We start from the raw sequence: 23,982 nt of genomic DNA, 5'->3' as shown, positions 1-23,982 counted from the left end.
TCATGGGTGTGTCGTCGGGTTTTCTTCCTGGAGCCAAACGACACCGGCGAATCTTCCTGTGGACCCGTGTCTCCGATAGGAGAACAGATCCTCGGACTCTCTCGTGCATGTGCGTGAGAAATGGTCGATGCTCACGCCTCGTCTGCGCAGCTGCTCCGCAACCGCACCTGCCACGTCGAGGGCGGGAGTTCCGGTCACCGACACTGAAGCGGCCACAGGTTCGACTGCCGCGACTTCGTCCCTCATCGCAGCTGGAACCTCATAGCAGCGAGGGCACACGGAAGGGCCGATGACAGCGTGGATGTCCGTGGCTCCCAGCCCGTGCATGCGCGCAACCGCTTCACCAACGACCCCGGCTGCCATGCCGGGGCGCCCGGCATGGATCGCACCGATCACACCGGCTTCCGGATCGGCGAGCATGATCGGTGTGCAGTCCGCAACCATGATGGCCAGGCCGATGCCGCTGCGCACCGTGACCTGGGCATCGGCTGTGGCCGGAGTCTCGCGCAGCTGTTCAGGACCATCGATGACGTGAACATCGGTCCCGTGGACCTGGGAGACGAAGCTCAGCCGTTCGCCGCTGAGCCCGAGCACCTGTGCCAATGCGGCGCGGTTGGCCGAGACCAGCTCGTCTTCGTCGCCGACATGCCGTGCGAGGTTGAACGAGGACAGGTCGCCTCTCGAGTAGCCGCCGTGCCGGTCGGTGAACGCCACGTGGGCGTTGAGCCTTCCGGGGACGACGAATCTCGAGTGCAGCATCTTATTTGAGGAAATCCGGGATGTCGAGGTCGTTGTCGAGGCTCGAGCTGCTGCGTTCGTTGGGCAGGGAGCTCGGGACCTGGTGCTCTTCGCTGTGGGTCTCGGGCTCGGCTTCGACTTCTGGCTCGGACTCCGCCGAGACGGGGGCGGGTTCGGCTTCGGTGGTGTTCGGAGTCGTGGGCAACGGCGCCGGAACCGCCTCGCCGGCCGTTGACTCCTGTCCGGACATGGAGTTGTCGAAACCGGCGGCGATGACAGTGATCTGGCATTCGTCGCCGATGTTGTCGTCGATGACCGCGCCGAAGATGATGTTCGCCTCCGGGTGGGCCGCCTCCTGGACCAGCCGGGCCGCCTCGTTGACCTCGAACAGACCGAGGTCGGCACCGCCCTTGATGCAGAACAGCACTCCGTGCGCACCGTCGATGCTGGCTTCGAGCAGAGGCGAGGCGATGGCGGATTCCGCGGCCTGGACTGCGCGATCGTCCCCGGTGGCCGCTCCGATTCCCATCAGCGCCGTGCCGGCATCCTGCATCACGGATTTGACGTCGGCGAAGTCGAGGTTGATCAGCCCCGGAACGGAGATGAGGTCCGTGATGCCCTGGACACCCGAGCGGAGCACTTCATCGGCCGAGCGGAATGCGTCGACGACGGAGACGCTGCGATCGGAGATGGAGAGCAGACGGTCATTGGGGATGACGATGAGGGTGTCGACCTCTTCGCGCAGGGCGGCGATGCCGGCTTCGGCCTGCGCGGACCGGCGGCGTCCCTCGAAGGTGAATGGGCGGGTGACCACCCCGATGGTCAGGGCTCCCAACGATCGTGCGATGCGGGCGACGACCGGGGCTGCACCGGTGCCTGTGCCACCGCCCTCACCCGCGGTGACGAAGACCATGTCCGAATCTTCGAGCGCATCGCGAATGGCTTCCTCGCTGGAATCCGCGGCCTTGCGTCCGATCTCGGGGTCGGCGCCGGCTCCGAGTCCACGGGTCTGGTCGCGTCCGATTTCGAGCTTCACATCTGCGTCCGAAAGCACGAGGGCCTGGGCGTCCGTATTGATTGCGATGAATTCCACGCCTCGCAGCCCGACGTCGATCATCCTCTGCACAGCGTTGACACCACCGCCGCCGGTACCGGCAACTTTGATGTTCGCTCCGGATTGTGGGAATTCAGCCAAGTCGGTTCCTCTTTCGGCGCATCGTCCACGCATCATCTGCGTGCAAATTCGAAAAGTCTTCTCTGCCCTGAGGCTATTGTCCGGGGCAACACCACTGCAACCATTCTCGCCGGAGTGTCGGACATCGGCCAAACTCCGGCCCCGGTGTGTCGGCGTCAATGACGGGCGAGGGACGGCTTTCGGGGGTTTTCAGTCGGTCACGGGCACCGAGGGCACGGAGACGTCGATATCGGTGCGTCCGTCGGCGGCCAGCTGCAGCGCGGTCCGCATCTTCAGACTCGCGCTCGTACTGTCGCCGAAGGCCACCTTGGCCCGATCGTCTCCGGCGACGATGACGCCGGTGAGGTTCTCCTCGTCCTCGGCACGGATCGAGGCCAGGTCCGAACGGAGCTCCGGTCGCAGGTCCCCCATGAATCGGATCACGGCGGACACGGTCTCCTGGTTCGGGGCACCATCGGAGTCTTCGAGCACGGTCACGCCCTTGGGCGCTTCGTCGACGGCGCCCAGGTCGACGGCTTCGGCATCGTAGAGATCGAAGCCGTTCTGGGTGGTCACCGCCAGCACCGGGGTGCGGTCGGTGACCTCGATGCTCAGGCTGCGGGGTCCCGAGTAGTGCACCGAGGCTTCCTTCGCCCGTGGGAATTCTTCGAGCACGTCTTTCTCCACCGAACCCGGCCGCACCCGTGGCAGCGGAGTGCCTCCAAAGGTCTTGACCACGGAGTCCGAGATCTGCTCGTTGTCGACCAGGTCGCTGCCTTTGACACCGACCTTGTCCAGGGCCAGCAGCGGGGAGAACCAGACGACGCCGGCGAAGACGAGCACGACCACCACGACGCCGAGCACGAGGAGGCGGTTGCGCCAGATCTGCTTGCGGCGTGCGCGGATGACCCCGGTGAGGTCCGCGGTGGAATCGTCGTCGGTGCGCGGCTCGGGAAGGGGCACCATCGCGTTCAGGCCTCCAAGGCGGTCAGCAGCTCTGGTCCGAGAATCGTCACATCCCCTGCCCCGAGGGTCAGCACGAGGTCTCCGGGTCGCACGCGCGCGGCCACATAGGGCACCGCATCGCCGAATGATTCGATGAAGGTCACGTTCTCGTGCGGAACCCGGTCGGCGATGAGCGCACCGGTGACCCCCGGCACCGGGTCCTCTCTGGCCGGGAACACATCGAGCACGACCACCTCATCGGCCAATCCGAGCGCCTCACCGAATTCGGTGCGGAATTCCATCGTCCGCGAGTACAGGTGCGGTTGGAAGATCGCCCACACACGTCCTTCCTCGGTGACGACACCGCGGGCGGCGCTGAGGACCGCTCGCAGCTCTGTCGGGTGGTGGGCGTAGTCGTCGATGACGCGGACACCGGCAGCGATGCCCCTCTCCTCGAAGCGGCGCCGGGTGCCCCCGTAGCCGCCGAGGCCGCCGGCCGCTTTGGTCACATCCGCGTCGAGGGCGTGCGCGACGGCGATGGCGGCCGTCGCGTTGAGCGCATTGTGGGTTCCCGGCTGACGCAGCGCCACCGGCAGCGGGTCCACATGGCCCGGAACGTCGAGGACGAACTCGGAGACCAGCCCTGAACGGAATTCGCGCAGGCGGACATCGGCCGCCTCGGAGGTTCCGTAGAGGATGACGGAGGTGCCCTGCTCCCTCGCATGTTCGGCGACGTCGAGGGCCCCCTGGTCGTCGGCACAGGCGATGACCGTGCCGCCGTCGGCTCCGATCCCGGTGCAGAATTCGACGAATGCCTCCCGCACTTTCTCGGGGGTGCCGTAGTGGTCGAGGTGATCGGCCTCGACGTTGGTGAGGATGCCGATCATCGGTTCGTAGAGCAGGAACGACCCGTCCGATTCGTCGGCTTCGGCGACGAAGACGTCCCCGGTCCCCAGATGGGCGTTGGTGCCCGTGGTCGACAGGACTCCCCCGATGACGAACGACGGGTCGAGTCCACAGGCCTGCAGCGCCACGGTCGTCATCGAGGTCGTCGTGGTCTTGCCGTGGGTGCCGGCGACCGCAACGGCACGTCGGTCGGCCATCAGCGAGGCCAGTGCACCCGAGCGGTGCAGAATGCGCAGTCCCCTGCGTTCGGCTTCGACGAGTTCGGGATTGTCCCGCCGAATGGCCGAGGAGATGACGAGGGTGTCGGCCTCGCCGAGGTTGTCCGCCGTATGCCCGATCTCGACTCTGGCGCCCAGGGTCCTCAGCACCTCGACGACCGCCGATTCCTTCGCGTCCGAGCCGGAGACGGTGACGTCGTTCATGACCATGATCCTGGCGATCCCGGACATGCCCGAACCGCCGATCCCGATGAAGTGGACGGCCCCCAGCTCCGTGGCGGGAACGATTTCAGCTGTGCTCATGATCAACCTCTCAGCGCGCGTGTGACGATTGTGGCCATGGTGGTGGCGGCATTGGTCGGATACGCCAGGCCGAGGGCGGCCCGGTGCATCGCATCCAAGCGGGCGCCGTCGGTCACGAGGGGCAGGATCTGCTCCGTCACCGTGGAGGCGGTGAAGTCCGCATTGTCGACGAGGAGCGAGGCGCCGGCTCGAACGCTTCCGGCTGCGTTGAGTCGCTGTTCGCCGTTGCCGATGGCCAGGGGGACGTAGAGCGCGGGCACACCGACGACGGTGGCTTCGGAGACAGTGGCCGCTCCCGAGCGTGCCACGAGCAGGTCGGCGACCGCGTAGGCTCTGTGCATGCCGTCGACGTAGTCGACGACGTGGTAGTCGGGCAGCTCGGCGGCGGCTTCCCGCAGGGCGTCGTCCTTGCCGGCACCGGTGATGTGCAGGACCTGCACACCCTTGTCCTGGCACACCGGGGCCGCCGCGAGGAACGCGTCGTTGATGCGCTGCGCCCCTGAGGATCCCCCTGTGACGACGAGGACCGGTCTGTCGTCGCGAAGGCCGAGGTCGGCTCGCCACGCCTGCCGTTGGGTGGAGTCGCTGCGGTCGAGCGCGGTGATCTCCGTCGGCATCGGCATGCCGACAAGCGTCGAGTTGCGCAGCTTCGTGTCCGGGAAGGTGACGCCGACCATCCCCGGTTTCGTCAGGACCGCGCCGAGGCGGTTGGCCATCCCGGGCTTCGCGTTGGCTTCGTGGACGATCAGTGGGATCTTCGCCTGTTTGGCTGCGATGAAGGCCGGCGGGCAGACATAGCCGCCGACGCCGACGACGGCTTCGACGTCCCTGTCTGCGATGATCCGTTTGACGTCCGAAATGGTGTCGGCGAAGCGCTTGGGAAACTTCAGGGCCGAGGCACCGATCGATCGCGGCATGGGCACCTTGTCGATCGTGAGCAGTTCGAAGCCGGCCCTCGGGACGATATCGGCCTCGAGTCCGTCGGCGGTGCCGAGCGCGATGACGTCCCGGTCGAGGTGGGTCTCGCGCAGCTCGCGACCGATCGCCAACATCGGCGAGATATGGCCGGTGGTTCCTCCACCGGCAAGGAGGATGCTCGTCATCTCACTTCTTTCTCTTTCTGGCCAGTACTGCGAATGAAGATCTCATTCTGTCCTTGTGCACCCTGATGGCTGCCGCGGCACCATCCTCGGTTCTCGCGAAGGACAGGACGATCCCGATCGCCAACAGCGAGGCGATGATCGATGACCCACCATAGGATACGAACGGCAATGGCACCCCGATGACCGGCAGCAGTCCGGTCACCACACAGATGTTGATGGCGGCCTGTCCGATGATCCACGCGAACAGCCCGGTCGTCGCGACCTGGATGAACATGGATTCCGAGCGCATAATCACCCGGATCATCCCGTAGGCCAGGGCGGCGAACAACAGGATCACTGCCAGGGAACCGACCAGTCCGAGCTCTTCTCCGATGATGGCGAATATGAAGTCATTGTGCGCTTCCGGCAGCCAGGACCATTTCTCGCGACTCGCCCCCAGCCCGACTCCCAGCCAGCCGCCGGAGGCCAGTGAGAACAGACCATGGTTCGACTGCCAGGCTTGGCCGGTGATGTCGGAGGCGGTCTGGTCCGCATGACCGGTGAGTGCGGCCGTGATGCGTCTGAGGCGGTTCTCGGAGCTGAGGACGAAGAACACGGTGATCGCAGCGAGCGAACCGAAGAGCAGGAGGAAGTATCTCCACGGGAAGAAACCGATGAACAGACAGGCGAGAGCCATTGCCATGAGAACCAGCGCCGTGCCGAGGTCATTGCCGCCCACGATGAGGCCGATGGCGAGGGCGATGCCGGGGACGACGGGGATCATGGCATGGCCGAAGGTCGTCATCTTCCCGTATTTTTTGGCCAGGACGTACCCCAGCCACACGGCCAGTGCGATCTTGAGGAACTCGGAGGGCTGGACCTGGAAGCCTCCGAGCTGGATCCAGTTGGCGTTGCCCTTGATCGACCGACCGAGTCCGGGAACGAAGACGGCAGCCTGCATCGCCACGCCGATCCCCAGTCCCCACCATGCAAGCCTGCCCCACATGTACAGTGAGACGAATGTAGCTGCGACCATGAGGATGGCGCCCGCCGCCACGAACCCCGCCTGCTTGTTGAAGTAGGCGAACGAGGAGCCCTCGCCCCCGTCGTATGAAGTGATCGAGGACGCCGAGAGGACCATGACGAGCCCCAACGCAGTCAGCGCGAGGACGGAGACCAGAATCAGATAGTACGTCGTCAGCGGATAGTCGGAGACGCGGACGAGCTCTCGCCGCACCGACGACAGCACAGCCCGCGCACCGCCGGTGCCGGGCCGCCTACCGCCGGTGCCGCCTCGGGGCCGGGTTCGTGTCCCCGAGTTCCGGGGTGCACTCGTCGTCTTCTTCCGGCGGGATTCGCTACGCGCCGTGGCAGCAGTCCTCTTCGACGTGCTCGTCTTCGTCCTGGGCTTCTTCGTGCCGGGTCTCTTCGAGGTGCTCGTCTTCGTCGCCGACTTCGCTGTGCCGGGCTTCTTCTGCCCAGGTTTCTTCTGCCCGGTCTTGTTCGGCTCTGGTTTCTTCGGCCCGGTTTTGTTCGACTCGGGCTCCTCTTCACCGGTCTTCGACGCCGGAGTCCTCTTCGGTGCCGTGGTCTGCGCGTGACCGACGGCCGGTTCGGCCGATCTGGTCGAGCTCGGACGACGGCGTGATTGAGACCTCGCGGTTGTCTGCCGTCCCATCTCAGCTCTCCAGGTGGGAGTGGACAGCCTGAGTGAAGAGTTCACCTCGAGTGTTGTAGTTGAGGAACTGGTCCATGCTGGCCGCGGCGGGGGCCAGCAGCACGGTGTCTCCGGAGACTGCGATGCTCGCGGCCGCGTCCACCGCTGCCGCGACCACGGCTTCACCTCGGCGTCGGGGCACACCCGAGTCCACGGCGAGTGCGGGTTCGATCCTGATCACGTCAAGATCGGGCACGGTCGCCGCGACGGCCTCTCGGAACGCGGTGTCGTCGGCCCCGATGAGTACGAGCGCCCGCAGCCGATGGCCGTGATCGGAGAACAGCGGTGTGAAGTCAGCACCCTTCGGCAGCCCACCGGCGATCCAGATGATCGGATCGAAGCTGTTCAGCGAGGCATTGGCAGCGTGGGTGTTCGTCGCTTTGGAGTCGTCGACCCAACGGATCCCGTCGCGTTCGGCGACGGTGACCATGCGGTGGGCACCGAGCGAGTGGTTCTTCAGACCCTCGGCGATCGCTGGGCCGGGCACTCCGACACTGCGTGCCAGCGCGGCCGCGGCGAGGGCATTCGAGATCTGGTGGTCGGCCGGCCTCTGCCCGGCCACTCCGGTCGCGGTCGCCACATCGTCGAGGGAGGCGAGTTCGGCGGCCGAGGAATAGCGCTGCGGAATGAATGCGCGATCGACCAGCAGGTCCTCGACGACGCCCAGCTCCCCCGGTCGCGGGATTCCCGTGGTGAAGCCGATCGCCTTGGCGCCATCGACGACGTCGGCGTCCTCGACCATCCGCAGGGTCACCTCGTCGGCGGCGTTGTAGACGCACGCAGTCTTGGTCTGGTGATAGATCTTGGCTTTGTCGGCTTCGTAGGCGTCAGCGCTTCCGTGCCAGTCCAGATGGTCGGGTGCGATGTTGAGCACTGCCGAGGCATCCGCGCTCAGCGAGTCCTGCCAGTGCAGCTGGAAGCTCGAGAGCTCGATCGCGAGGACCTCGAGGCCGGGTTCGAGCACTGCCTCGAGCAGCGGTGCGCCGATGTTGCCGCAGGCCTTCGCCTTCAGACCGTGGGCCAGGAGCATGGATTCGAGCATCGTCGTGGTCGTGGTCTTGCCGTTGGTGCCGGTGATCGTCAGCCACTGGGCATCGTTGGTGCCCCGGATCCGCCACGCGAGTTCGACCTCGCCGATCACGGGAACTCCCGCCTGCATGGCGGCCAGCAGCAGCGGGTGGTCGGGCCGCCAGCCCGGGGAGGTCACAACCAGGTCGAGCGACTCTTCGGGCAGCGTCTCCACATGTTCGGGGCCGCGTCGGATGTCGACGTCGAAGACTTCGAGGATCTGCGCCTTCTCACTCACATCCGCTTGATCGTCGCCGTCGACGACGATCACGTCTGCTCCGCGTTCGCCGAGGTGGACGGCAGCGGGGAACCCCGTCACACCGAGTCCGGTGACGAGGATCCGCAGGCCGTCCAGAGACGAACTGGGTCCCATCAGCGCGGCCGGGATCGCATCGGCGTTCGGGTAGTCGGTGACGGGGTTCTCAGCCAATACGGGACACCCATTCCGCGTAGAAGAGGCAGATTCCGGCGATGACGAAGAGAGCCGCGATGATCCAGAAGCGGACCACAATGGTCACCTCGGCCCACCCCTTCAGTTCGAAGTGGTGCTGCAGCGGCGCCATGCGGAAGACCCGTTTGCCGGTGGTCTTGAACGAGACGACCTGGATGATCACGGACAGGGTGATGATGACGAAGAGTCCGCCGAGGACGAGGAGCAGAAGCTCTGTCCGGGACATGATGGCCAGTCCGGCGATCGCTCCGCCGATGGCCAGAGAGCCGGTGTCGCCCATGAAGATCTTCGCGGGCGAGGTGTTGAACCACAGGAAGCCGAAGCAGGCGGCGGCCATCGCGCCGGCGACCATGGCCAGGTCGCGTGGGTCGCGCATGTAGTAGCAGGCGCTGGTGGCCTCGGACATCAGGTTGCAGTTCTGCGTCGACTGCCAGGTGCCGATGACGACGTAGGCGGCGAACACGACCACGGATGCGCCCGCGGCCAGACCGTCGAGTCCGTCGGTGAGGTTCACGGCGTTGGACACCGCAGTGACGATGAGGTTGGCCCAGATGACGAACAGGACCAGACCGAGCACGGCGGACCCGAAGGCCAGGTCGAGGTTGGTGTCGCGGATGAAGGAGATCTTCGTCGACGCCGGGGTCTCTCCGAACGAGTTCGGGAACTGGAGACCGAGCACGGCGAAGGAGATGCCGACGAACGCCTGACCGATGAGCTTGGGCACCGGCCGCAGCCCGAGGGAGCGCTGCTTCTTGATTTTGATGAAGTCGTCGAGGAATCCGACCACGCCCAGTCCTGCGGCCAACCACAGGACGAGCAGGCCCGAGGCGGTCGGAACGGACCCGGTGAACAGGTGTCCCAGCAGGTAGGCGAGCAAGGCGGCACCGATGATGACGACGCCGCCCATCGTCGGGGTGCCGCGCTTCGTCGCATGCGAGGTGGGCCCGTCGTCACGGACGAACTGTCCGTAGCCGCGTTTGACGAGGACGCGGATGAACAGCGGTGTGCCGACCAGGGCGAAGATCAGTGCCAGGCATGCGGCAAGCAGTACGGCGATCATTGGCCCCCCGATACACCGGCGATGTCATCCCCGAGGTGCCGCAGGCCGGCGTCTCGGGAGGATTTGAACAGGACGATGTCGCCTGTGGTCAGTTCGGCGGTCAGCAGGTCCTTCGCCTCGGCGGCGGTAGCGACCCAGCTCGCCTCGTTGCCCCAGGAGCCTTCGAGGTTCGCCGCGTTGAAGATGGGCTTCGCGCCCTCGCCGACGACGATGGTGCGGGTGATGTTCAGACGCACGACGAGTTCGCCGATGTCGGAGTGTGCGGAGATCGAATCGTCGCCGAGCTCGAGCATCTCGCCGAGGACGGCGAAGGTCCGGCGCGGCCGGCTCTCCTCGTCGCCGCGGCCCATCGACGCCAGCGTCTTCAGGGAGGCGCGCATCGATTCGGGATTGGCGTTGTAGGCATCGTTGAGGACCGTCACACCAGACGGCGAGTCGATGAGTTCCATCCGCCAGCGGCTTGCCGCCGATGACGTCGAGAGTGTGGTCACGATGGACTTCACGCCCACACCGCAGGCGTGGGCGATGGCCGCCGACGCGAGAGCATTGCCGACGTGATGCTCGCCGATCAGCGCCAAGCGCACATCGCGTGCTTCCTGTCCCGGCAGGTTCAAGGTGAACGCCGCATGTCCCGAGGAGTCGGTGGTGATCGACGTTCCTTGGACCACGGAGTCCTCGGTCGTCACCCACTCGGGCAGCGATTCCCGCTGGGAGAACCACAGCGTGTCGACCCCGGGTGAGAGCACCTCGCGCATCGCGGACACCCGGGAGTCATCGGCGTTGAGGATCGCAACGGATCCTGCAGAAAGGGATTCGACGAGTTCCGCTTTGGCCCGGGCCGTGTTCTCGATCGAACCGAAGACACCCGAGTGGGCCGTGCCGACGGCGAGTTCGACGGCGATGTCCGGCCTCACGAGGCTCGTCAGGTAGGCCAGGTTGCCGATCGAGCGGGCGCCCATCTCGAGCACGAGGAAGCGTGTGGACTCTCCGGCCCGCAGCGCGGTCAGCGGGACGCCGACCTCATTGTTGTAGGAGTTCGGTGGCCACACCGTCTCGGCCTCACCTGCGAGCAGGTCGGCGGCGAGATCCTTCACGGTGGTCTTGCCGACCGAGCCGGTGATCGCAATGACCGTGATCTCACCGGCCTCGCGCAGCGCCTCGATGCTGTGCTTGGCCAATTGGCCAAGTGCCTCTGTGGCGTCGGAGACGAGGACGGTGGGCAGCGTCGCATCGTCGAGGGTGGGCACGGATTCGCCGATGATCAGCGCCGCACCCGCCTCCACGGCCGCCGCCGCGAATTCGATGCCGTCGAAGGACTCCCCTCGGCGGGCGATGTAGATATCGCCGGGGCCGATTTCTCGCGAATCGGTTACCACTCCGGCGGACAATTTGGTCTCGGGGTCGACGCCGTACAACTCGCCGGAGACGGCGGTTGCGATTTCGGCTGCACTCAGTTGCTTCATATCAACTGTGAACTTTACCTGTTTGTGTGCCGTCGAGTCGCGTCCTCAGCGCTGAGCGTGTCCTCGACCGGTCGTCGAAGTCCGTCACGGCACCTCCCGCTGACTGTCCCGTCTCGTGGCCCTTGCCTGCGATCAGCACGGTTGTGGAGGCTGCCGCGGACGCGATCGCCTCGTCGATGGCGGCCCCGCGTTCGGCCACTTCGATGACTTTCTTCACACGTGCACCGCCGGCCGCGCGCTCCGCATCGATGCCCTGACGAATCGCGGCCCGGATCGTGCTGGGGTCCTCGGTGCGCGGATTGTCGTCGGTGAGAACGATCACATCTGCTCCCCGAGCGGCCGCTCGGCCCATGCCGAAGCGCTTTCCCCGGTCGCGGTCGCCGCCGGCACCGAAGACGATGACCAGTTCGTCGCTGTCGGCGTCGAGTGACTCCAGGGCCTTCTCGAGCGCGTCGGGAGTGTGCGAATAGTCGACGATCGCACGCGGCAGCTGCTCCGGATGCGATTGACCCTCGGCGCGCGGGCCGCTGACGTCGATGATCTCCATCCGGCCGGGCACCGACGCCGTGAAGGAGCGCCCGATTGCGTTGATATCGGAAGCCGCGATCCCGGCCTCCAGCAGCATGGCCGCGGCCAGCGCGGTGTTCGTGACGTTGAAATCACCCGGCAGCGGAGAGCGCAGGGCGATGCCCTCGTCATCGGGTCCGTCGAGGTGGAGGATGAAATCGGACTCACCTGGAGTGTGTTCGATCCTCCAATCGCTGCGGTCATCGCGTCCGAGTGTGCGCACCGGCACCTGAGCAGCTTCGACCATCTTCTCGCCCCAATGGTCCTCGACGACGACGACCGCCGTGTCGGAGAAGGCCCGAGTGAACAGCATGGCCTTGGCCGCGAAGTACTCCTCCATCGAATTGTGGAAGTCGAGATGGTCCTGGGACAGGTTCGTGAAGCCGGAGACTGCGAAATGGGCGCCGTCGACGCGGTGCTGGCTCAGGGCATGCGAGGACACCTCCATGGCACAGGCATCGACATCGGCGGCGCGCATCTTCGCGAACAGCGCATGCAGCTCGGGGGCTTCGGGTGTCGTGCGCACACTCGGCTCGGTGACACCGGCGATGAGCGTCGCGACCGTGCCGATGACAGCTGTGCGGCGGCCGAGTGCCTCGAGCATCCCATCGGCGAGGTAGGTCGTCGTCGTCTTCCCGTTCGTTCCCGTCACGCCGATCAGCTGCGGGCTGCCCGAGGTCCCGTACACGGCGGCGGAGACGTAGCCGAGCACGGACCGGGGGTGCTCCACGATCAGCCCGGTCACCTCGGCGAGGTCCCGCTCATCGACCTGTGCCGAGATCATGTCCCAGCCGACCGCGTCCGTGAGGATCGCGTCGACGCCGCGCCCGATGAGATCGGCAGCGAACTGCGCCCCGTGGACGTTCGAGCCCGGAAGCGCAGCATAGAGCTGGCCGGGCGTGACCGTGCGCGAATCGTGAGAGACCCCGCTGACCTCGCGATCCGGATCTCCGTGGACGGTTCCTGGGGCTGCCGGCAGCAGCTGTGAGATACGCATTATTTCCATTCTCGAGCAGGTAGCTGGGGTTCCGCCGTCGACGGAGGGATCTTGAGGTGGCGCATGGCGAAGCCGGCGACGTCGGAGAAGACCGGGGCTGCGGCGCTACCACCGTAATAGCCGTTTCTGGGCCGCTGCAATGTCACGGAGATCGCGATCTGCGGGTCTTCTGCGGGGAGAACTCCGACGAATGAGGCGGTGTATCCATCGTAGCCTCCGCCCTCGGCGGCCGGAGCCTGGGCAGTACCGGTCTTGCCGGCGACCCGGTACCCGGAGACGGCCGCGGATTTTCCCGTGCCCTCGGCGACGACGCCTTCGAGCATGGTCAGTGTCTGGTCCGCCGCCTTCTCGCTGATGACTCGCTGCGGTTCGTCCGCCGGCTTCGGAATCGTCTTGCCCGACGGTGAGACCGTTCCGTCGACGAGCCTCGAGGGAACGTGGACTCCGCCGTTGGCGATGGTCGCGATGACGTCGGTGGTCTGTAGGGCATTCGCAGCCATGCCCTGTCCGAACATCACCGTGTATTTGGTTCGCCCGTCCCAGTCTTCGTAGCTGTTGAGGATGCCGGCCGTCTCCGCAGGGAAGTCGATGCCCGAAGTCGAGCCGAAGCCGAATTTGTCCAGGTACCCGTAGCGCTGCTTCACGCTGAGTGCGTTGCCGGCCAGGAGGGTCCCTGTGTTGGAGGATTCGGCGAGGATTCCGGCGAAGGTCAGCTTCTCGTCTGGGTGCGGGGCCGAGTCCCGAAATTCCTCACCATTGGGTGCCTTCCATTTGTCCGGGACGGTGAATTCCTGTTCCGGAGTGACAAGCCCCTGGTCGAGCAGAGCGGCAGCCGTGACCATCTTCGCCGTTGAGCCGGGTTCGAACACATCGGTGAAGATGCGGGACCCACGGTCGGTCCCATCCACCTTGCCCGGCGAGTTCGGGTCGACGCTGGGGGCGTCGGCCGCGGTGAGGATCTTGCCTGTCTTGATGTCTTTGACCACGATCGACGCGGATTCCGCCTCATGTTCTACCCGCTGTTCCTCGATCGCCTGCTGGGCGTAGTACTGCAGTGCGGGGTCGATCGTCGTCTGCACGCCCTGACCGTCGACGGCTTCGCGCATGTTGTTGTCGCCCAGGGGGATGATCTCACCGCGTGCCCCGCGCTCGTACTGCTGCTGGCCGTCGCGCCCACTCAGCTGTTCGTTGTAGGCCTTCTCCAGGCCCGCCTGCGCCTTTCCGTCCGAACTGATGAAGCCCACGAGGTTGCCCGCCACTCCTCCCGCAGGGTAGGAGCGCACAGCGTATTCCTCGGCTGAGATGCCGAGGATGTTGAGATCCTTCACGGCCCGCCAGGTCTCCGAGGTCACGCCCTCGGCAACAGGGTTCCACCGTTTGTCGCCGACGAGCTTCGGGTACAGGACTCCGGGGTCGGTGTGCAGCGGCTTCGCCAGTGCTTCGGCGGCACCCCAGGCGCCGACCAGTTCTCCGTCGACCTCGTACTGGGCCACGTTCTGCTGGTCGACGACGAGTCGGTATCGAGAGACGCTGTCGGCGAGGACGGTGCCGTCGTCGGCCAGGATCTGCCCTCGTGCGGCAGGCAGCGTCTTCGTCACCAGCCGATTCGACAGTGCCTTCTCGGCCAGTTTCATCGAGTCCATTCCCTGGATCGAGACCAGTCGTCCCGCGGTGACGAGGAGAACCAGGATGGACAGACTCGCGATCACTGCCATCCGCAGGCGGAGGTTGGGTTTGCCTCGTTCGCCCTTTTTCTTCACCCGAGTGGCTCGTGGGCCCATGTCACTGTCCTTGCTCTATGCTGATCGGCGAGCGGCTGGTGGATTCGCCCTATTCCGGAGCTTCCTGAGCCGGTGGGGCGATGTCCTCGCTGGGACTGCCGCCGACCACCGGAAGCTTCTCATCCGATCGTAGGTTGGGGCGCAGGTCTTCACGGGTATCGGCACGCGGGCCGGGCACAACTGTCGGCTTCTTTTCCCCGCTCACGTCGATCGGGGGCGCATCGATGATCTTGCCGGTCTTCGCATCGAGGAACTCGGGCGAGGAGTCGCGGACCAGACCAAGCTCTTCGGCTGCGATTGAGATGTTCTGCGGGGATTCGCGATAGGAGTTGTCCTCCACCAGTTGGTCCTTCTGCTCTGCCAGCTGCTGCTTCTCGGAGTTGAGCTGATCGATCTGGTAGGACGTGTGGGAGATGAAGATGTTGAGCAGCAGCACCGCGACGAGCGTGGCGACGAGGATCGCCACGCAGAGCATCGAGAACGGGACTCTGGCCTTCGGCAACTCGAATTTGAGGAGTCTGAGTCTCGGCGGCGCCTGCCGACCGCTGCTTTCGTCGAGGCGTCGCGTCCGTTCTGTGGCGCGGGGTTGGCGGACAGCTGCTTGAGCGTTCCTCACGATCTTGCCTCCCTGATCTTCTGTACTGCACGCAATCGCACGCTCTGGGCGCGTGGGTTCCTGTCTGCTTCGTCGCCGTCAGCCCGCTCCGCCCCGCGGATGATCTCGGACAGCCACGGCTGGAGCTCTTCGGGGACGACCGGCATGTCCGGCGGCGCCGAGGTGGTGGCCGCCGTGCGGAAGATCTTCTTCACGATCGTGTCCTCGAGGGACTGGTACGACTCGACGACCGCCACTCCCCCGAGATGCAGTGCCCTCAATGCCTCCGGGAGCGCGGTTCGCAGCACCCCGAGTTCGTCGTTGACTTCGATGCGCAGGGCTTGGAACGTCCGCTTGGCGGGGTGGGACCTCTTCTTCGTCTGGGGAAGGACCCGTTCCAGCATCGCTGCGAGCTGCTGCGAGGTCTCCCACGGTGCGTGCCCACGGTCGGCGACGATGATCTTCGCGATTCGGCCCGCCATCTTCTCCTCGCCGTACTCTCGCAGGATCCGGCGAAGTTCGGCTTCGGAGTAGGTGGCCAGCACCTCGGCGGCGGTCAGCGTCTGGGTCCGGTCCATCCTCATGTCCAGCGGCGCAGGTCGGGAATAGGAGAAACCGCGTTCGTCCTCGTCGAGCTGCAGGGACGAGACGCCGAGGTCGAGCAGCACTGCACTGATCGATTCGACTCCGAGGTCGTCGAGGATCCCGGGAATCTCGTCATCGACGGCGTGGACGATGTCCGTGCGATCGGAGAAGGGAGCCAATCTCCTGGTGGCGATGTCAATGGCCTGGGTGTCGCGGTCGACGCCGATGAGATGAGCATCGGGGAAGGCTGAGAGGACGGCTTCCGAATGTCCGCCCATGCCCAGGGTGCCGTCCACGACGATCGGTGTGTGGCCTCTGTCTCTGGCCGCCTGGACTCCGACTCCGATGAGCTCGACCACGCGCTCCAGGAGCACTGGCACATGCTGCTCGTTCATGGGGTGAGTCCTTCGTGGGTGGTTGTCGTGGGGTTGAACTGCTGGAGCCAGAACCTTGTCCGCCGCTGCCCTGGCACCGGGGAAGTGTGTCAGGACTGCCGAGCTTCGGAAACGGGGAAGTTCCCCGAAACTCGAACACGGCGGGCAAGGATCAAACCCGAGCAGAATCAGATCACTCCGGGGATCACCTCGCTCTCACGCTCAGCGAATGCCTGCTGAGCGCCGACCAGGTAGTTCTCCCATGTCGGTGAGTCCCAGATCTCAACGCGGTTGCCCATGCCGATCACTGCGACTTCCCGGTCAAGTGATGCGTACTGCCGCAATATGTTCGGGACCGTGATGCGCCCCTGTTTGTCCGGCTGATCCGCAAAGGCCGCCGACAGGAACACACGCTGGTAGTCGCGGGCTTCCTTATTCGTCTTCGGCGCGTTCTGGATTCGCTCGTGCTCGGCTTCGAACTCCGTGGTGGGGAACAGGGTGAGGCAGTTCTCCTGTCCACGGGTCAGTACGAGACCGGGCGAAAGCTCCTCCCGGAACTTTGCGGGCAGGATGAGCCGACCCTTGTCGTCGAGCTTCTGCATATGAGTGCCCAAGAACATGTCGTCTCACCCCTTTCGAAACCCGATCGGCTCCGATAGCAACCACAGTACTCCACTTCCCTCCACACAAGCTAGTACTTCGACTATCGGTCTCCCCTCAAGGCTATATAAGACCAGGTCAGATAGGTGGAGGAAAGTGGGGAAAATTTGCGTTCGGCGAGTCGCAAGCGGGATTCCGCGTCTTGTTTCGCGTCCTCCGTAAGGCGCCGTGCCACGTGCAGTCAGGGACGAACAGATGCCGAGAACCCCGAGTTTCCGGGCGAGAGCCCACTCGGAGAGCCGCATGGAGAAGAAGCTGGGGAGGAGAGTGGGGAGGGAAGTGGGGAGGGAAGTGGGGGTTTCCGGTGGAGCGATGTGGGGAGCGAAGTGGATGGGGTCCGCTGGCCGGGGCCGACAGGTGCCGGGGAGGCGAATGGGGGCGGGCTCGGAAGAGGCTGAACACGTCCTATGTGGATGCCGAGCGCGCGATAGGAGACAATGGGTTCATGTCGATCAGCCAAGAAGGTACTCAGACCAATTCCGTGATCGGTTCCGAGCACATCGAATGGGTGCAGCAACTGACCTCACGGGCACGTACGGCGATGAACGCCGTCCTCGAAGGCAAGGACGATGCAGTCGGCCTGTCGCTGATAGCACTCCTGGCAGGGGGCCATGTCCTCCTCGAAGATGTGCCCGGAGTCGGAAAGACCCTGTTGGCACGCGCCATGGGCAAGGTCGTGGACGGTTCGGTGAGACGGATCCAGTTCACCCCCGACCTGTTGCCCACAGATGTCGTCGGAGTCAACCTGTTCAACCAGGAGACCAAGCACTTCGAGTTCCGACAGGGTCCGGTATTCGCCAACATCGTCATCGCCGACGAGATCAACCGCGCCTCCCCCAAGACGCAGTCCGCGATGCTCGAGTGCATGGCAGAGGGGCAGGCCACAATCGACGGTGCGACGTATCAGATGCCCTCACCGTTCATCGTCGTCGCCACTCAGAACCCGATCGACATGGAAGGCACCTATGCGCTTCCTGAGGCACAGCGAGATCGCTTCATGACTCGCATCTCGCTGGGCTATCCCCACACTGCGGACGAGATCGACCTCCTGGACAACCAGATCGAGCACGATCCGCTCTCCAGTGCGACCCCGGTGACCAGCCTCGAGCAGATCAACCAGGCACGTGAGATCGTCCGACACGTCAGCGCGGCCCGGCAGCTGCGCGAATACATCGTCTCCATCCTCCACGCCACCCGCAACGACCAGACGATCCTCCTCGGCTGTTCGCCCAGGGGCGGCGTCCACCTCCTCCGGGCGGCCAAGGCCCGTGCCGCACTGTCCGGTCGGACCTTCGTGACTCCGGACGACATTCAGGCGCTCGCGCCCTCCATCCTGGCTCATCGCATCATTCCTCGCGACGGTGACGACTCCGAACTCGCGGCCGAGCTCATCGGCCGAGTGTTGGCCCGAATTCCCATCTCCACGGGTCAGTGACCACATGCGTCTGAGCACCTCAGGAATCATCTTCGTCCTCGCCGGGGCAGCGCTGATCGTCACGGCATACCGATTCGCGCTGCCCGGACTGCTGCCTGCCGGGCTCCTGCTGCTGGCCCTGGTGCTCCTGTCTGCATTGCTGATCACCTGGGGCACACGTCGCGTTTCGATCACACTGCGGACGGTCCTGCCGACGGTCGCCCTGCCTCAGTCCCGGGAGCGCTACCCCCTTGCCCCCGAAGGCAAGGAAGTCGAAATCGAGGCTCTCGTGACCAACACCGGACGTCTGCCGATCCCGGCGTCGACGATCGACTTCCTCGCCGCGGACGGATTCGGCGACTCGACCGTCGGCGAAGTGCCGCCGCTGGCCCACGGAGCGTCACAGACTGTGATGACGTCGTTCACTCCCAATCGTCGTGGCCTCAGCGGAGTGGAATCGGTGCTCATCACGGTGTCGGGACCGTTCGGCCTGGTGACGAGGAAGAAGAAGGTTCTCGCCGGTTACCCCATTGCGGTCTCCGTGCCGATCCTGCCCGCACGCATCCCCTCCGACTCGGCGGCCAGACCGGCGCGCCTGGACGACGGGAGAATCCGAGCGGGCCACACCTCACGGGACTTCCACACTCGTGAGTACGTTCCCGGCGACGATCTCCGGCACGTCCATTGGCCGAGCACCGCGAAGTCCGGTGAGCTCATGGTCCGGCACGAAGCGGATGAGGAGACGCTCTACGCGCTCATCGTCGTCGATCTCCACGGCGATGATGACCATCCGGACTCCGTCGAGGTGGAATTCCTACTGGCCGCGGCTGCCGCTGCGGCAACGGCATTCCTGCGTTCCGACTACGAGGTCTTCGTCGTCGCCCCCGGACATCACATCAGATTCAAAGGACAACGCGATATCGACAGACTGCGCCTGCTCACCGCCCTCGTCGAGGCCGGTCGAGTTCAGCTGCCCTCTCATGACAACCCCAACACCATCGTCATCTGCGCCGTCGACGAGGCTCGCGGCAAGGAACTGGCCGCCCAGTTCTCTCGGCGCGTGCCGGTGACCATCCGCAGCCTCGACGAGATCAACGACATGACGATGCTGGGGCTCAGCGAGGATCTGCCCGAATCATGGACGACCTTCGATTCGAAGCGGGTGAAGCGATGAGCGCGGACACACGCGAGGCCCCTGACGGGCGGTCACCGGTTTGGCTCGAGGCCTGCGCCGTATTCGTGGCAATGGTCCTGTCCGCCGTGGGACTGTCCGCCGTGTTCTCCGACTTCGCGTGGCTTCCATCCGTCCTCATCTCGATTCTGGTGATCGTGGTCGTGGGCGCGATCTTCCGCAGCGTGCCCACCCTCAGGGCCACCGGAGCCGCAGTGATCGCTCAATGCGTGGTCGGTCTCATCACGGTCCTCCTCCTGTGCGCACCGAGCACGCTGATCCTCGGTTTCGTTCCCACCGCAAGTTCATTCACGACGGTCATCGACCTTCTCTCGGAGGGCGTCAGCGACCTCTACGCCACGACTCCACCGGCACCGAGCACACCCGGTTTCACCGCGATGCTGACGATCGCGTTCACCCTCATCACCATCCTCATCGACGGGCTCGTCGCTGACCTCAAGGCTCCGAAGGTCAGCGGTGTTCTGCTCCTCATCCTGTGGATGATTCCCGTCTTCTTCGCTCCCACCCAGGTGCAGTGGTGGCACGTCGTCGCAATCTTGGCGGCCTTCCTCCTCCTCATACTCAGCCCGTACTTCCCGGCGGCGAAGTGGCGCAGTGGTCTCACCGCGACCGCGGCGGGGGCACTCGCCGTCGCCATCGGCATCGGCGCGCCCGTGCTGCTTCCGGAGGTGCCCACTCTTCCCGACCGCGCTGCCAGCGACAAAGGCGATCTCACGGTGACGAACCCGTTCCTCGACCTGCGAGCCGACCTCGGCGATCGTGACGATTCGGTCCTATTCGACTATTCCACCACCGATGACGAGGGACAGCCGATCAGGCTGACCTCGATCAATTCCTTCGACGGACAGACCTGGGCTCCGACTCCGTTCCCCCTCGACGCGTTCGCGATCGCGAACGAGGGCCTGCCCTGGCCCGAGGGGCTGCCACGGGACAAGAACTACAGTGAAGAGCGGATCAACGTCACTGTCAGCGATGAATACGATCAGCAGTACCTGCCGACCCCGTACGCACCTCAGCAGCCGACCGGACTGGACCGTCGGTGGATCTACGACGAGAAGTCGCTGACGATCGTCGGCAACGGTGAGAAGTCCGGTGGCCAGGACTATTCGATGGACTACCTGTCGGTGAATCCGAACGTCAGCGATCTGCAGAACTCGACACCCGTGGATTCCAGTGACTTCGAAACCGAGCTCGAGGTTCCTGAGAGCCTGCCGAACAGTGTGCAGGAGACCGCCGAGGAGGTCACCGCCGGCGCGGAGAATCAGTGGGAGGCCGCCGTTATGCTCCAGGCGTACTTCCGCGGCGGCGACTTCGAATATTCTCTCGACGCCCCGGAAAAGGCCAGCGGCGACGCGATCTCGGATTTCCTCGCCGATAAGCAGGGCTACTGTGTTCAGTTCTCCTCGGCGATGACGGTCATGGCCAGAACGATGGGCATTCCGGCACGCATCGGCGTGGGCTTCGGCGAAGGCACCGAGAACGGAGACCGGTTCGACGTCAGCATGCAGGACTCTCACGCCTGGCCGGAGCTGTACTTCGAAGATGCCGGCTGGGTCCGCTTCGAACCGACTCCCGGCGGACCCGCCGGCGAACCGCCGAAATGGACCGTCGCCAGCGGCAGCACCGGAGAGGACTCCGAAGAGGAGTCCGAGGAGACCTCCTCACCGTCCGATGAGCCCACAGAAGGCTCCGAGGAATCCGATGCCGGGGAATCCGAAAGCCCCTCCGAGGAAGAGACGACGGCGGCCGCCGAGCCTGCCGGGACGAACATCGGCACATATCTGTGGTCCGGGCTCATCGTCCTCGTCATACTCCTGCTTGCGGCCATCCCTGCCCTGTGGAGGCTCATCCTGCGTCGCCGTCGCACCCGAGATCCGGAGAATCTGGAAGCAGTGTGGACGGAAGTCAGGGCGCTGTCTACGGACTATGGGCAGAGTCTCGACCCGAGCAGAACGCTGCGGTTCAATGAACTCGTACTGGCGAACAAGGCCGGAGGCGCAACGGAGGAGTCGGAGGCTCCGTCCGAGGCTCCGTCCGGGGAGTCCGCGCCCGAGACGTCCGGGGCTGCTCGTGACACCGGTGACGGATTCACCGCGTTGCGCAGCCCGGCACCCTCGTCATCGTCGCACAGCGCGGACCGGGACACGCCCCTGGCCGCATTCATCGACGCCCTTGAGAACCGGCGGTACGGAGCCAGCGAGAAGGGGATCTCCGCGGTCGAGGTCAGCGCCCTCATCGACGAGGTGAGAACCGACCTCGCGGAGGACGCCTCCCCCGGGGCCCGCATCACCGCGAGGATCTGGCCGGCCAGCATCTTCAATCCGCCTCGCTGACGGCAGAACCACTCGGCCGACCTGGGCGTGTGCGTGTGCCCGGCGCATCTGCGCGTGCCCGGGGCGGTCTGCGCGTGCCCGGCTCAGCTGCGCCTGTCCGGCGCAACTGCGCGTGCCCCTGGCGCCCCGTTGTAAGGCTGGCCGTTCTCTGGTGCAGCTGACCTGAGCCTCGAGCCTCTTGTGTGCCGAATCTCGCCCTCGGGGCCGCTGCCGGTACTCGGCTGCATCGGATGTTCGCATTGCGTGGCGTCCCTCATCGCACCTGCAGAAGGGGGCCGCACAGATGGGACACGGGTTCGCAGCCGGCACGGCCGCGGAGCGGAAGGCGCTTGCCCAGCCGGCTCGCCGCTACCGGGGCTGCAAGGCCGAAGGCACCTGCCCGGCGGGCAGGTTCGGAGAGATCCTGGCAACGAAAAAGCGCCCTCAATGATGAGGACGCTTGGCTCCCGGGCGGGTGCAATGACAGAAGAATTCCTACTGCCACGGCGCAGACGCGGCTCAGGGTCAAATCATTCGCCGCGTTGGCGCTTCTCCCACCGGTCTTCGAGGCGGTTCATGAAACCGGACGGACCCTTCGCCTCGGACTTGGAACCGTTCGCGGACTGAGTGCGCTTCGACTTGTCGCCGATCTGGCGTGGGCGGCTGAACGCCCAGTACATCCCGACAACCATGAGACCGAAGCCGACGACGCCGAGGGCGATCCACCAGGCGCTGTTCGCCACCATCCAGATGGCGAAGATCGTCGCTGCAAGCCCCACCAGCGTGAGCAGAATTCCCACCACGAATCGCTTCGCGGAGAACCCCGGTCCAGTGGCTGCGGCCTGGGTTTCCGAGATATTGCGTGCGAAACGTGGGTCTTCACTGCGAAGCTGCTTCTCCAACTGATCGAGCAGCTGCTGTTCGTGATCGGAGAGTGGCATTTCGAACCCCCGTTTCCTTACTCTGGCCTGATGACACAATCATAGTCTCTGAACACTGAAAAAACATCTCGGGAGCCTGGCATCGCCCGGATTCCCACTGCGTCCTCAGACTATGGCGCACCTCACCGGCTATTCGGAATTCGGGTGCCTGCTGAGCAGTGAGGCCTGTGAGATCGCGGCCGTCCCGAATTTTCTCCGCACATCGTCGAGAGCCACCTCGGCCTCCCTGCCCGAATGTTCGGCCTCATCCAATCTCGCCTGTCTGCCGCTGACCGTGAAATCCATCAGACCGGCGGCTCGCACGCCCAGCAGGCGCACGCCCTTCGACCTCTGCGCCCGCAGATCCCTCATCGCCGGGCGCAGTGCCTCGTACATCTCCTGAGCCAGATCGGTCGGAGCCTCCAGGGTGACCGATCGCGACAACGTTGTGAAATCCCCCAACCTGTATTTGAGTCCCAGGGTCGTAGCGACCTTGCCGTCGGCTCTGACCCGGTGTGCGACCTTGTCGGTCAATCGCAGCAGTTCGTGCTCGAGCTGGCTCAGATCCCACACGTCTTCGCCGAAGGTGTGTTCGGCGCTGATCGATCGGTCCTTGACCTGTCTGTCCATCCCGTGCGAATCCCACCCGTGGGCGCCGCGCCACAGGTGATGGCCGTGTGCGCCGAAGACCCGCCCGGCCCAGGCCTCGTCGACGGCTGCCAGATCCCCGATGAGGCGGATCCCGTATCTGAAGAACGCCTCTCGGGTCTTCTCCCCGACCCCGGGAAGAGCCTCAATCGGCATCGGATCGAGGAACTCCTGAGTCGAGGCCAACGGAACCAGCAGCTGCCCATTCGGTTTGGCACGGGTCGAGGCGAGTTTCGCAACGACTCGACTCCCGGCGATTCCGACCGAGGCTCGCAAACCGGTCCGGGCAGCGATCTCCGCTCTCAGCTCGGATGTGATCAGGGCCGGAGACCCCAGCCTGCGCACGGCACCGGAGACGTCGATATAGGCTTCGTCGACGCTGACCTGCCAGAAGTCCGGAGTCACCTGCGCCACGAGGTCGAATACCGTCTGTGAAAATGTGGAGTAGAGACCGTGCGAAGGAGGGATCACCTCGGCGAAGGGACACAGATTCATCGCCCGCGCCATCGGCATGGCGGCATGGACTCCGAACTCGCGAGCCTCGTAGCTGGCCGACACCACGACTCCGCGTCCGCTCCGACCACCCACGATCACGGGACGACCGAGGAGTTCCGGACGGCTGAGAAGCTCGACCGAGACGAAGAATGAGTCCATGTCGAGGTGGAGCATAGTGGCACCGGTGTCATCCGCGCCGAGACGGCTCAGATCCCCTCCGGATCGTGCCAGCTGTTTACGACTCATCGAGCCCCCATCCGTTCGCGTTGGCCCCTTTCGGCTCCCGCCGGTCAGTCCGGGTAGTCTGTAGACATGGT

20 protein-coding genes are annotated in these 23,982 nt (G+C 65.1%); 4 read left to right on the top strand and 16 right to left on the bottom strand.

Translation table 11 applies throughout. From position 1 onward, the window contains the following. The 6 genes from pgeF to ftsW form a co-directional block, all read right to left on the bottom strand. Positions 1-759: a peptidoglycan editing factor PgeF gene (pgeF, locus tag BKA07_RS10935; RefSeq protein WP_167950924.1), complete on the bottom strand. Its 759-nt coding sequence runs from the start codon at positions 757-759 to the stop codon at positions 1-3. A gap of 1 nt (position 760) precedes the next feature. Further along, complete coding sequence (gene ftsZ / locus BKA07_RS10930; protein ID WP_209043944.1) at positions 761-1,933, bottom strand: cell division protein FtsZ; 1,173 nt, start codon at positions 1,931-1,933, stop codon at positions 761-763. A 189-nt stretch (positions 1,934-2,122) separates the two neighbouring features. Beyond that, positions 2,123-2,878 carry a cell division protein FtsQ/DivIB gene (locus BKA07_RS10925; RefSeq protein WP_167950923.1) on the bottom strand — a complete coding sequence of 252 codons (756 nt, stop codon included), beginning with the start codon at positions 2,876-2,878 and terminating at the stop codon, positions 2,123-2,125. A 5-nt stretch (positions 2,879-2,883) separates the two neighbouring features. Next, on the bottom strand, positions 2,884-4,284 hold the full coding sequence (gene murC / locus BKA07_RS10920; protein ID WP_167950922.1) for a UDP-N-acetylmuramate--L-alanine ligase: 1,401 nt from the start codon (positions 4,282-4,284) through the stop codon (positions 2,884-2,886). 2 nt (positions 4,285-4,286) lie between these two features. After that, entirely contained in the window at positions 4,287-5,387 is a 1,101-nt protein-coding gene (locus BKA07_RS10915; protein WP_167950921.1) for a UDP-N-acetylglucosamine--N-acetylmuramyl-(pentapeptide) pyrophosphoryl-undecaprenol N-acetylglucosamine transferase, read from the bottom strand. A 1-nt stretch (position 5,388) separates the two neighbouring features. Then, entirely contained in the window at positions 5,389-6,615 is a 1,227-nt protein-coding gene (gene ftsW / locus BKA07_RS10910) for a putative lipid II flippase FtsW (RefSeq protein WP_342449035.1), read from the bottom strand. Between the two features lie 118 nt (positions 6,616-6,733). Here ftsW and BKA07_RS19345 point away from each other — a divergent pair, with 118 nt between their 5' ends. After that, positions 6,734-6,967 carry a hypothetical protein gene (locus BKA07_RS19345; RefSeq protein ID WP_245161926.1) on the top strand — a complete coding sequence of 78 codons (234 nt, stop codon included), beginning with the start codon at positions 6,734-6,736 and terminating at the stop codon, positions 6,965-6,967. A 78-nt stretch (positions 6,968-7,045) separates the two neighbouring features. Here BKA07_RS19345 and murD read toward each other — a convergent pair whose 3' ends face one another. The 8 genes from murD to mraZ all read right to left on the bottom strand — a co-directional run bounded on the left by murD (position 7,046) and on the right by mraZ (position 16,644). After that, positions 7,046-8,524 (bottom strand): UDP-N-acetylmuramoyl-L-alanine--D-glutamate ligase, encoded by a 1,479-nt coding sequence (gene murD / locus BKA07_RS10905; RefSeq protein WP_167953129.1) that lies wholly within the window; start codon positions 8,522-8,524, stop codon positions 7,046-7,048. A 49-nt stretch (positions 8,525-8,573) separates the two neighbouring features. Further along, entirely contained in the window at positions 8,574-9,662 is a 1,089-nt protein-coding gene (mraY, locus tag BKA07_RS10900) for a phospho-N-acetylmuramoyl-pentapeptide-transferase (RefSeq protein WP_167950919.1), read from the bottom strand. Beyond that, entirely contained in the window at positions 9,659-11,125 is a 1,467-nt protein-coding gene (locus tag BKA07_RS10895; protein ID WP_167950918.1) for a UDP-N-acetylmuramoyl-tripeptide--D-alanyl-D-alanine ligase, read from the bottom strand. Before BKA07_RS10895 ends, mraY begins: the two co-directional genes overlap by 4 nt. 1 nt (position 11,126) lies before the next feature. After that, positions 11,127-12,689, bottom strand: a complete 1,563-nt coding sequence (locus BKA07_RS10890; RefSeq protein WP_167950917.1) for a UDP-N-acetylmuramoyl-L-alanyl-D-glutamate--2,6-diaminopimelate ligase — start codon at positions 12,687-12,689, stop codon at positions 11,127-11,129. Next, positions 12,689-14,470 carry a peptidoglycan D,D-transpeptidase FtsI family protein gene (locus tag BKA07_RS10885; RefSeq protein WP_167950916.1) on the bottom strand — a complete coding sequence of 594 codons (1,782 nt, stop codon included), beginning with the start codon at positions 14,468-14,470 and terminating at the stop codon, positions 12,689-12,691. The genes BKA07_RS10890 and BKA07_RS10885 overlap by 1 nt, the downstream gene beginning before the upstream one ends. A gap of 49 nt (positions 14,471-14,519) precedes the next feature. After that, positions 14,520-14,972 (bottom strand): cell division protein FtsL, encoded by a 453-nt coding sequence (gene ftsL / locus BKA07_RS10880; protein WP_245161925.1) that lies wholly within the window; start codon positions 14,970-14,972, stop codon positions 14,520-14,522. 110 nt (positions 14,973-15,082) lie between these two features. Beyond that, on the bottom strand, positions 15,083-16,045 hold the full coding sequence (rsmH, locus tag BKA07_RS10875) for a 16S rRNA (cytosine(1402)-N(4))-methyltransferase RsmH (RefSeq protein WP_167950914.1): 963 nt from the start codon (positions 16,043-16,045) through the stop codon (positions 15,083-15,085). A 167-nt stretch (positions 16,046-16,212) separates the two neighbouring features. Then, positions 16,213-16,644 carry a division/cell wall cluster transcriptional repressor MraZ gene (gene mraZ, locus BKA07_RS10870; RefSeq protein WP_167950913.1) on the bottom strand — a complete coding sequence of 144 codons (432 nt, stop codon included), beginning with the start codon at positions 16,642-16,644 and terminating at the stop codon, positions 16,213-16,215. Positions 16,645-17,129: 485 nt separating this feature from the next. Here mraZ and BKA07_RS10865 point away from each other — a divergent pair, with 485 nt between their 5' ends. From BKA07_RS10865 to BKA07_RS10855, 3 genes are read left to right on the top strand one after another with little or no spacing between them, the layout of a single operon-like run. Next, positions 17,130-18,119, top strand: coding sequence for an AAA family ATPase (locus BKA07_RS10865; RefSeq protein WP_167950912.1), 990 nt, complete (start codon positions 17,130-17,132; stop codon positions 18,117-18,119). 4 nt (positions 18,120-18,123) lie between these two features. Continuing rightward, on the top strand, positions 18,124-19,272 hold the full coding sequence (locus BKA07_RS10860) for a DUF58 domain-containing protein (RefSeq protein WP_167950911.1): 1,149 nt from the start codon (positions 18,124-18,126) through the stop codon (positions 19,270-19,272). Further along, positions 19,236-21,623 carry a transglutaminase TgpA family protein gene (locus BKA07_RS10855; RefSeq protein ID WP_167950910.1) on the top strand — a complete coding sequence of 796 codons (2,388 nt, stop codon included), beginning with the start codon at positions 19,236-19,238 and terminating at the stop codon, positions 21,621-21,623. Before BKA07_RS10860 ends, BKA07_RS10855 begins: the two co-directional genes overlap by 37 nt. Positions 21,624-22,132: 509 nt before the next feature. Here the strand turns inward: BKA07_RS10855 and BKA07_RS10850 are convergent. Together BKA07_RS10850 and dinB are read right to left on the bottom strand one after the other, a co-directional pair. Further along, positions 22,133-22,543, bottom strand: a complete 411-nt coding sequence (locus BKA07_RS10850; protein WP_167950909.1) for a DUF3040 domain-containing protein — start codon at positions 22,541-22,543, stop codon at positions 22,133-22,135. A 129-nt stretch (positions 22,544-22,672) separates the two neighbouring features. After that, the gene (dinB, locus tag BKA07_RS10845; protein ID WP_167950908.1) at positions 22,673-23,911 is read right to left on the bottom strand and encodes a DNA polymerase IV; all 1,239 of its coding nucleotides are present in this window, start codon (positions 23,909-23,911) and stop codon (positions 22,673-22,675) included. Between the last annotated feature and the right edge of the window lie 71 nt (positions 23,912-23,982).

The organism is Brevibacterium marinum (genome assembly GCF_011927955.1).
Taxonomy (GTDB): Bacteria; Actinomycetota; Actinomycetes; order Actinomycetales; family Brevibacteriaceae; genus Brevibacterium; species Brevibacterium marinum.
The sequence above is the reverse complement of the archived record's forward strand: the minus strand, read 5'-3'. Positions and strand labels throughout refer to the sequence as shown.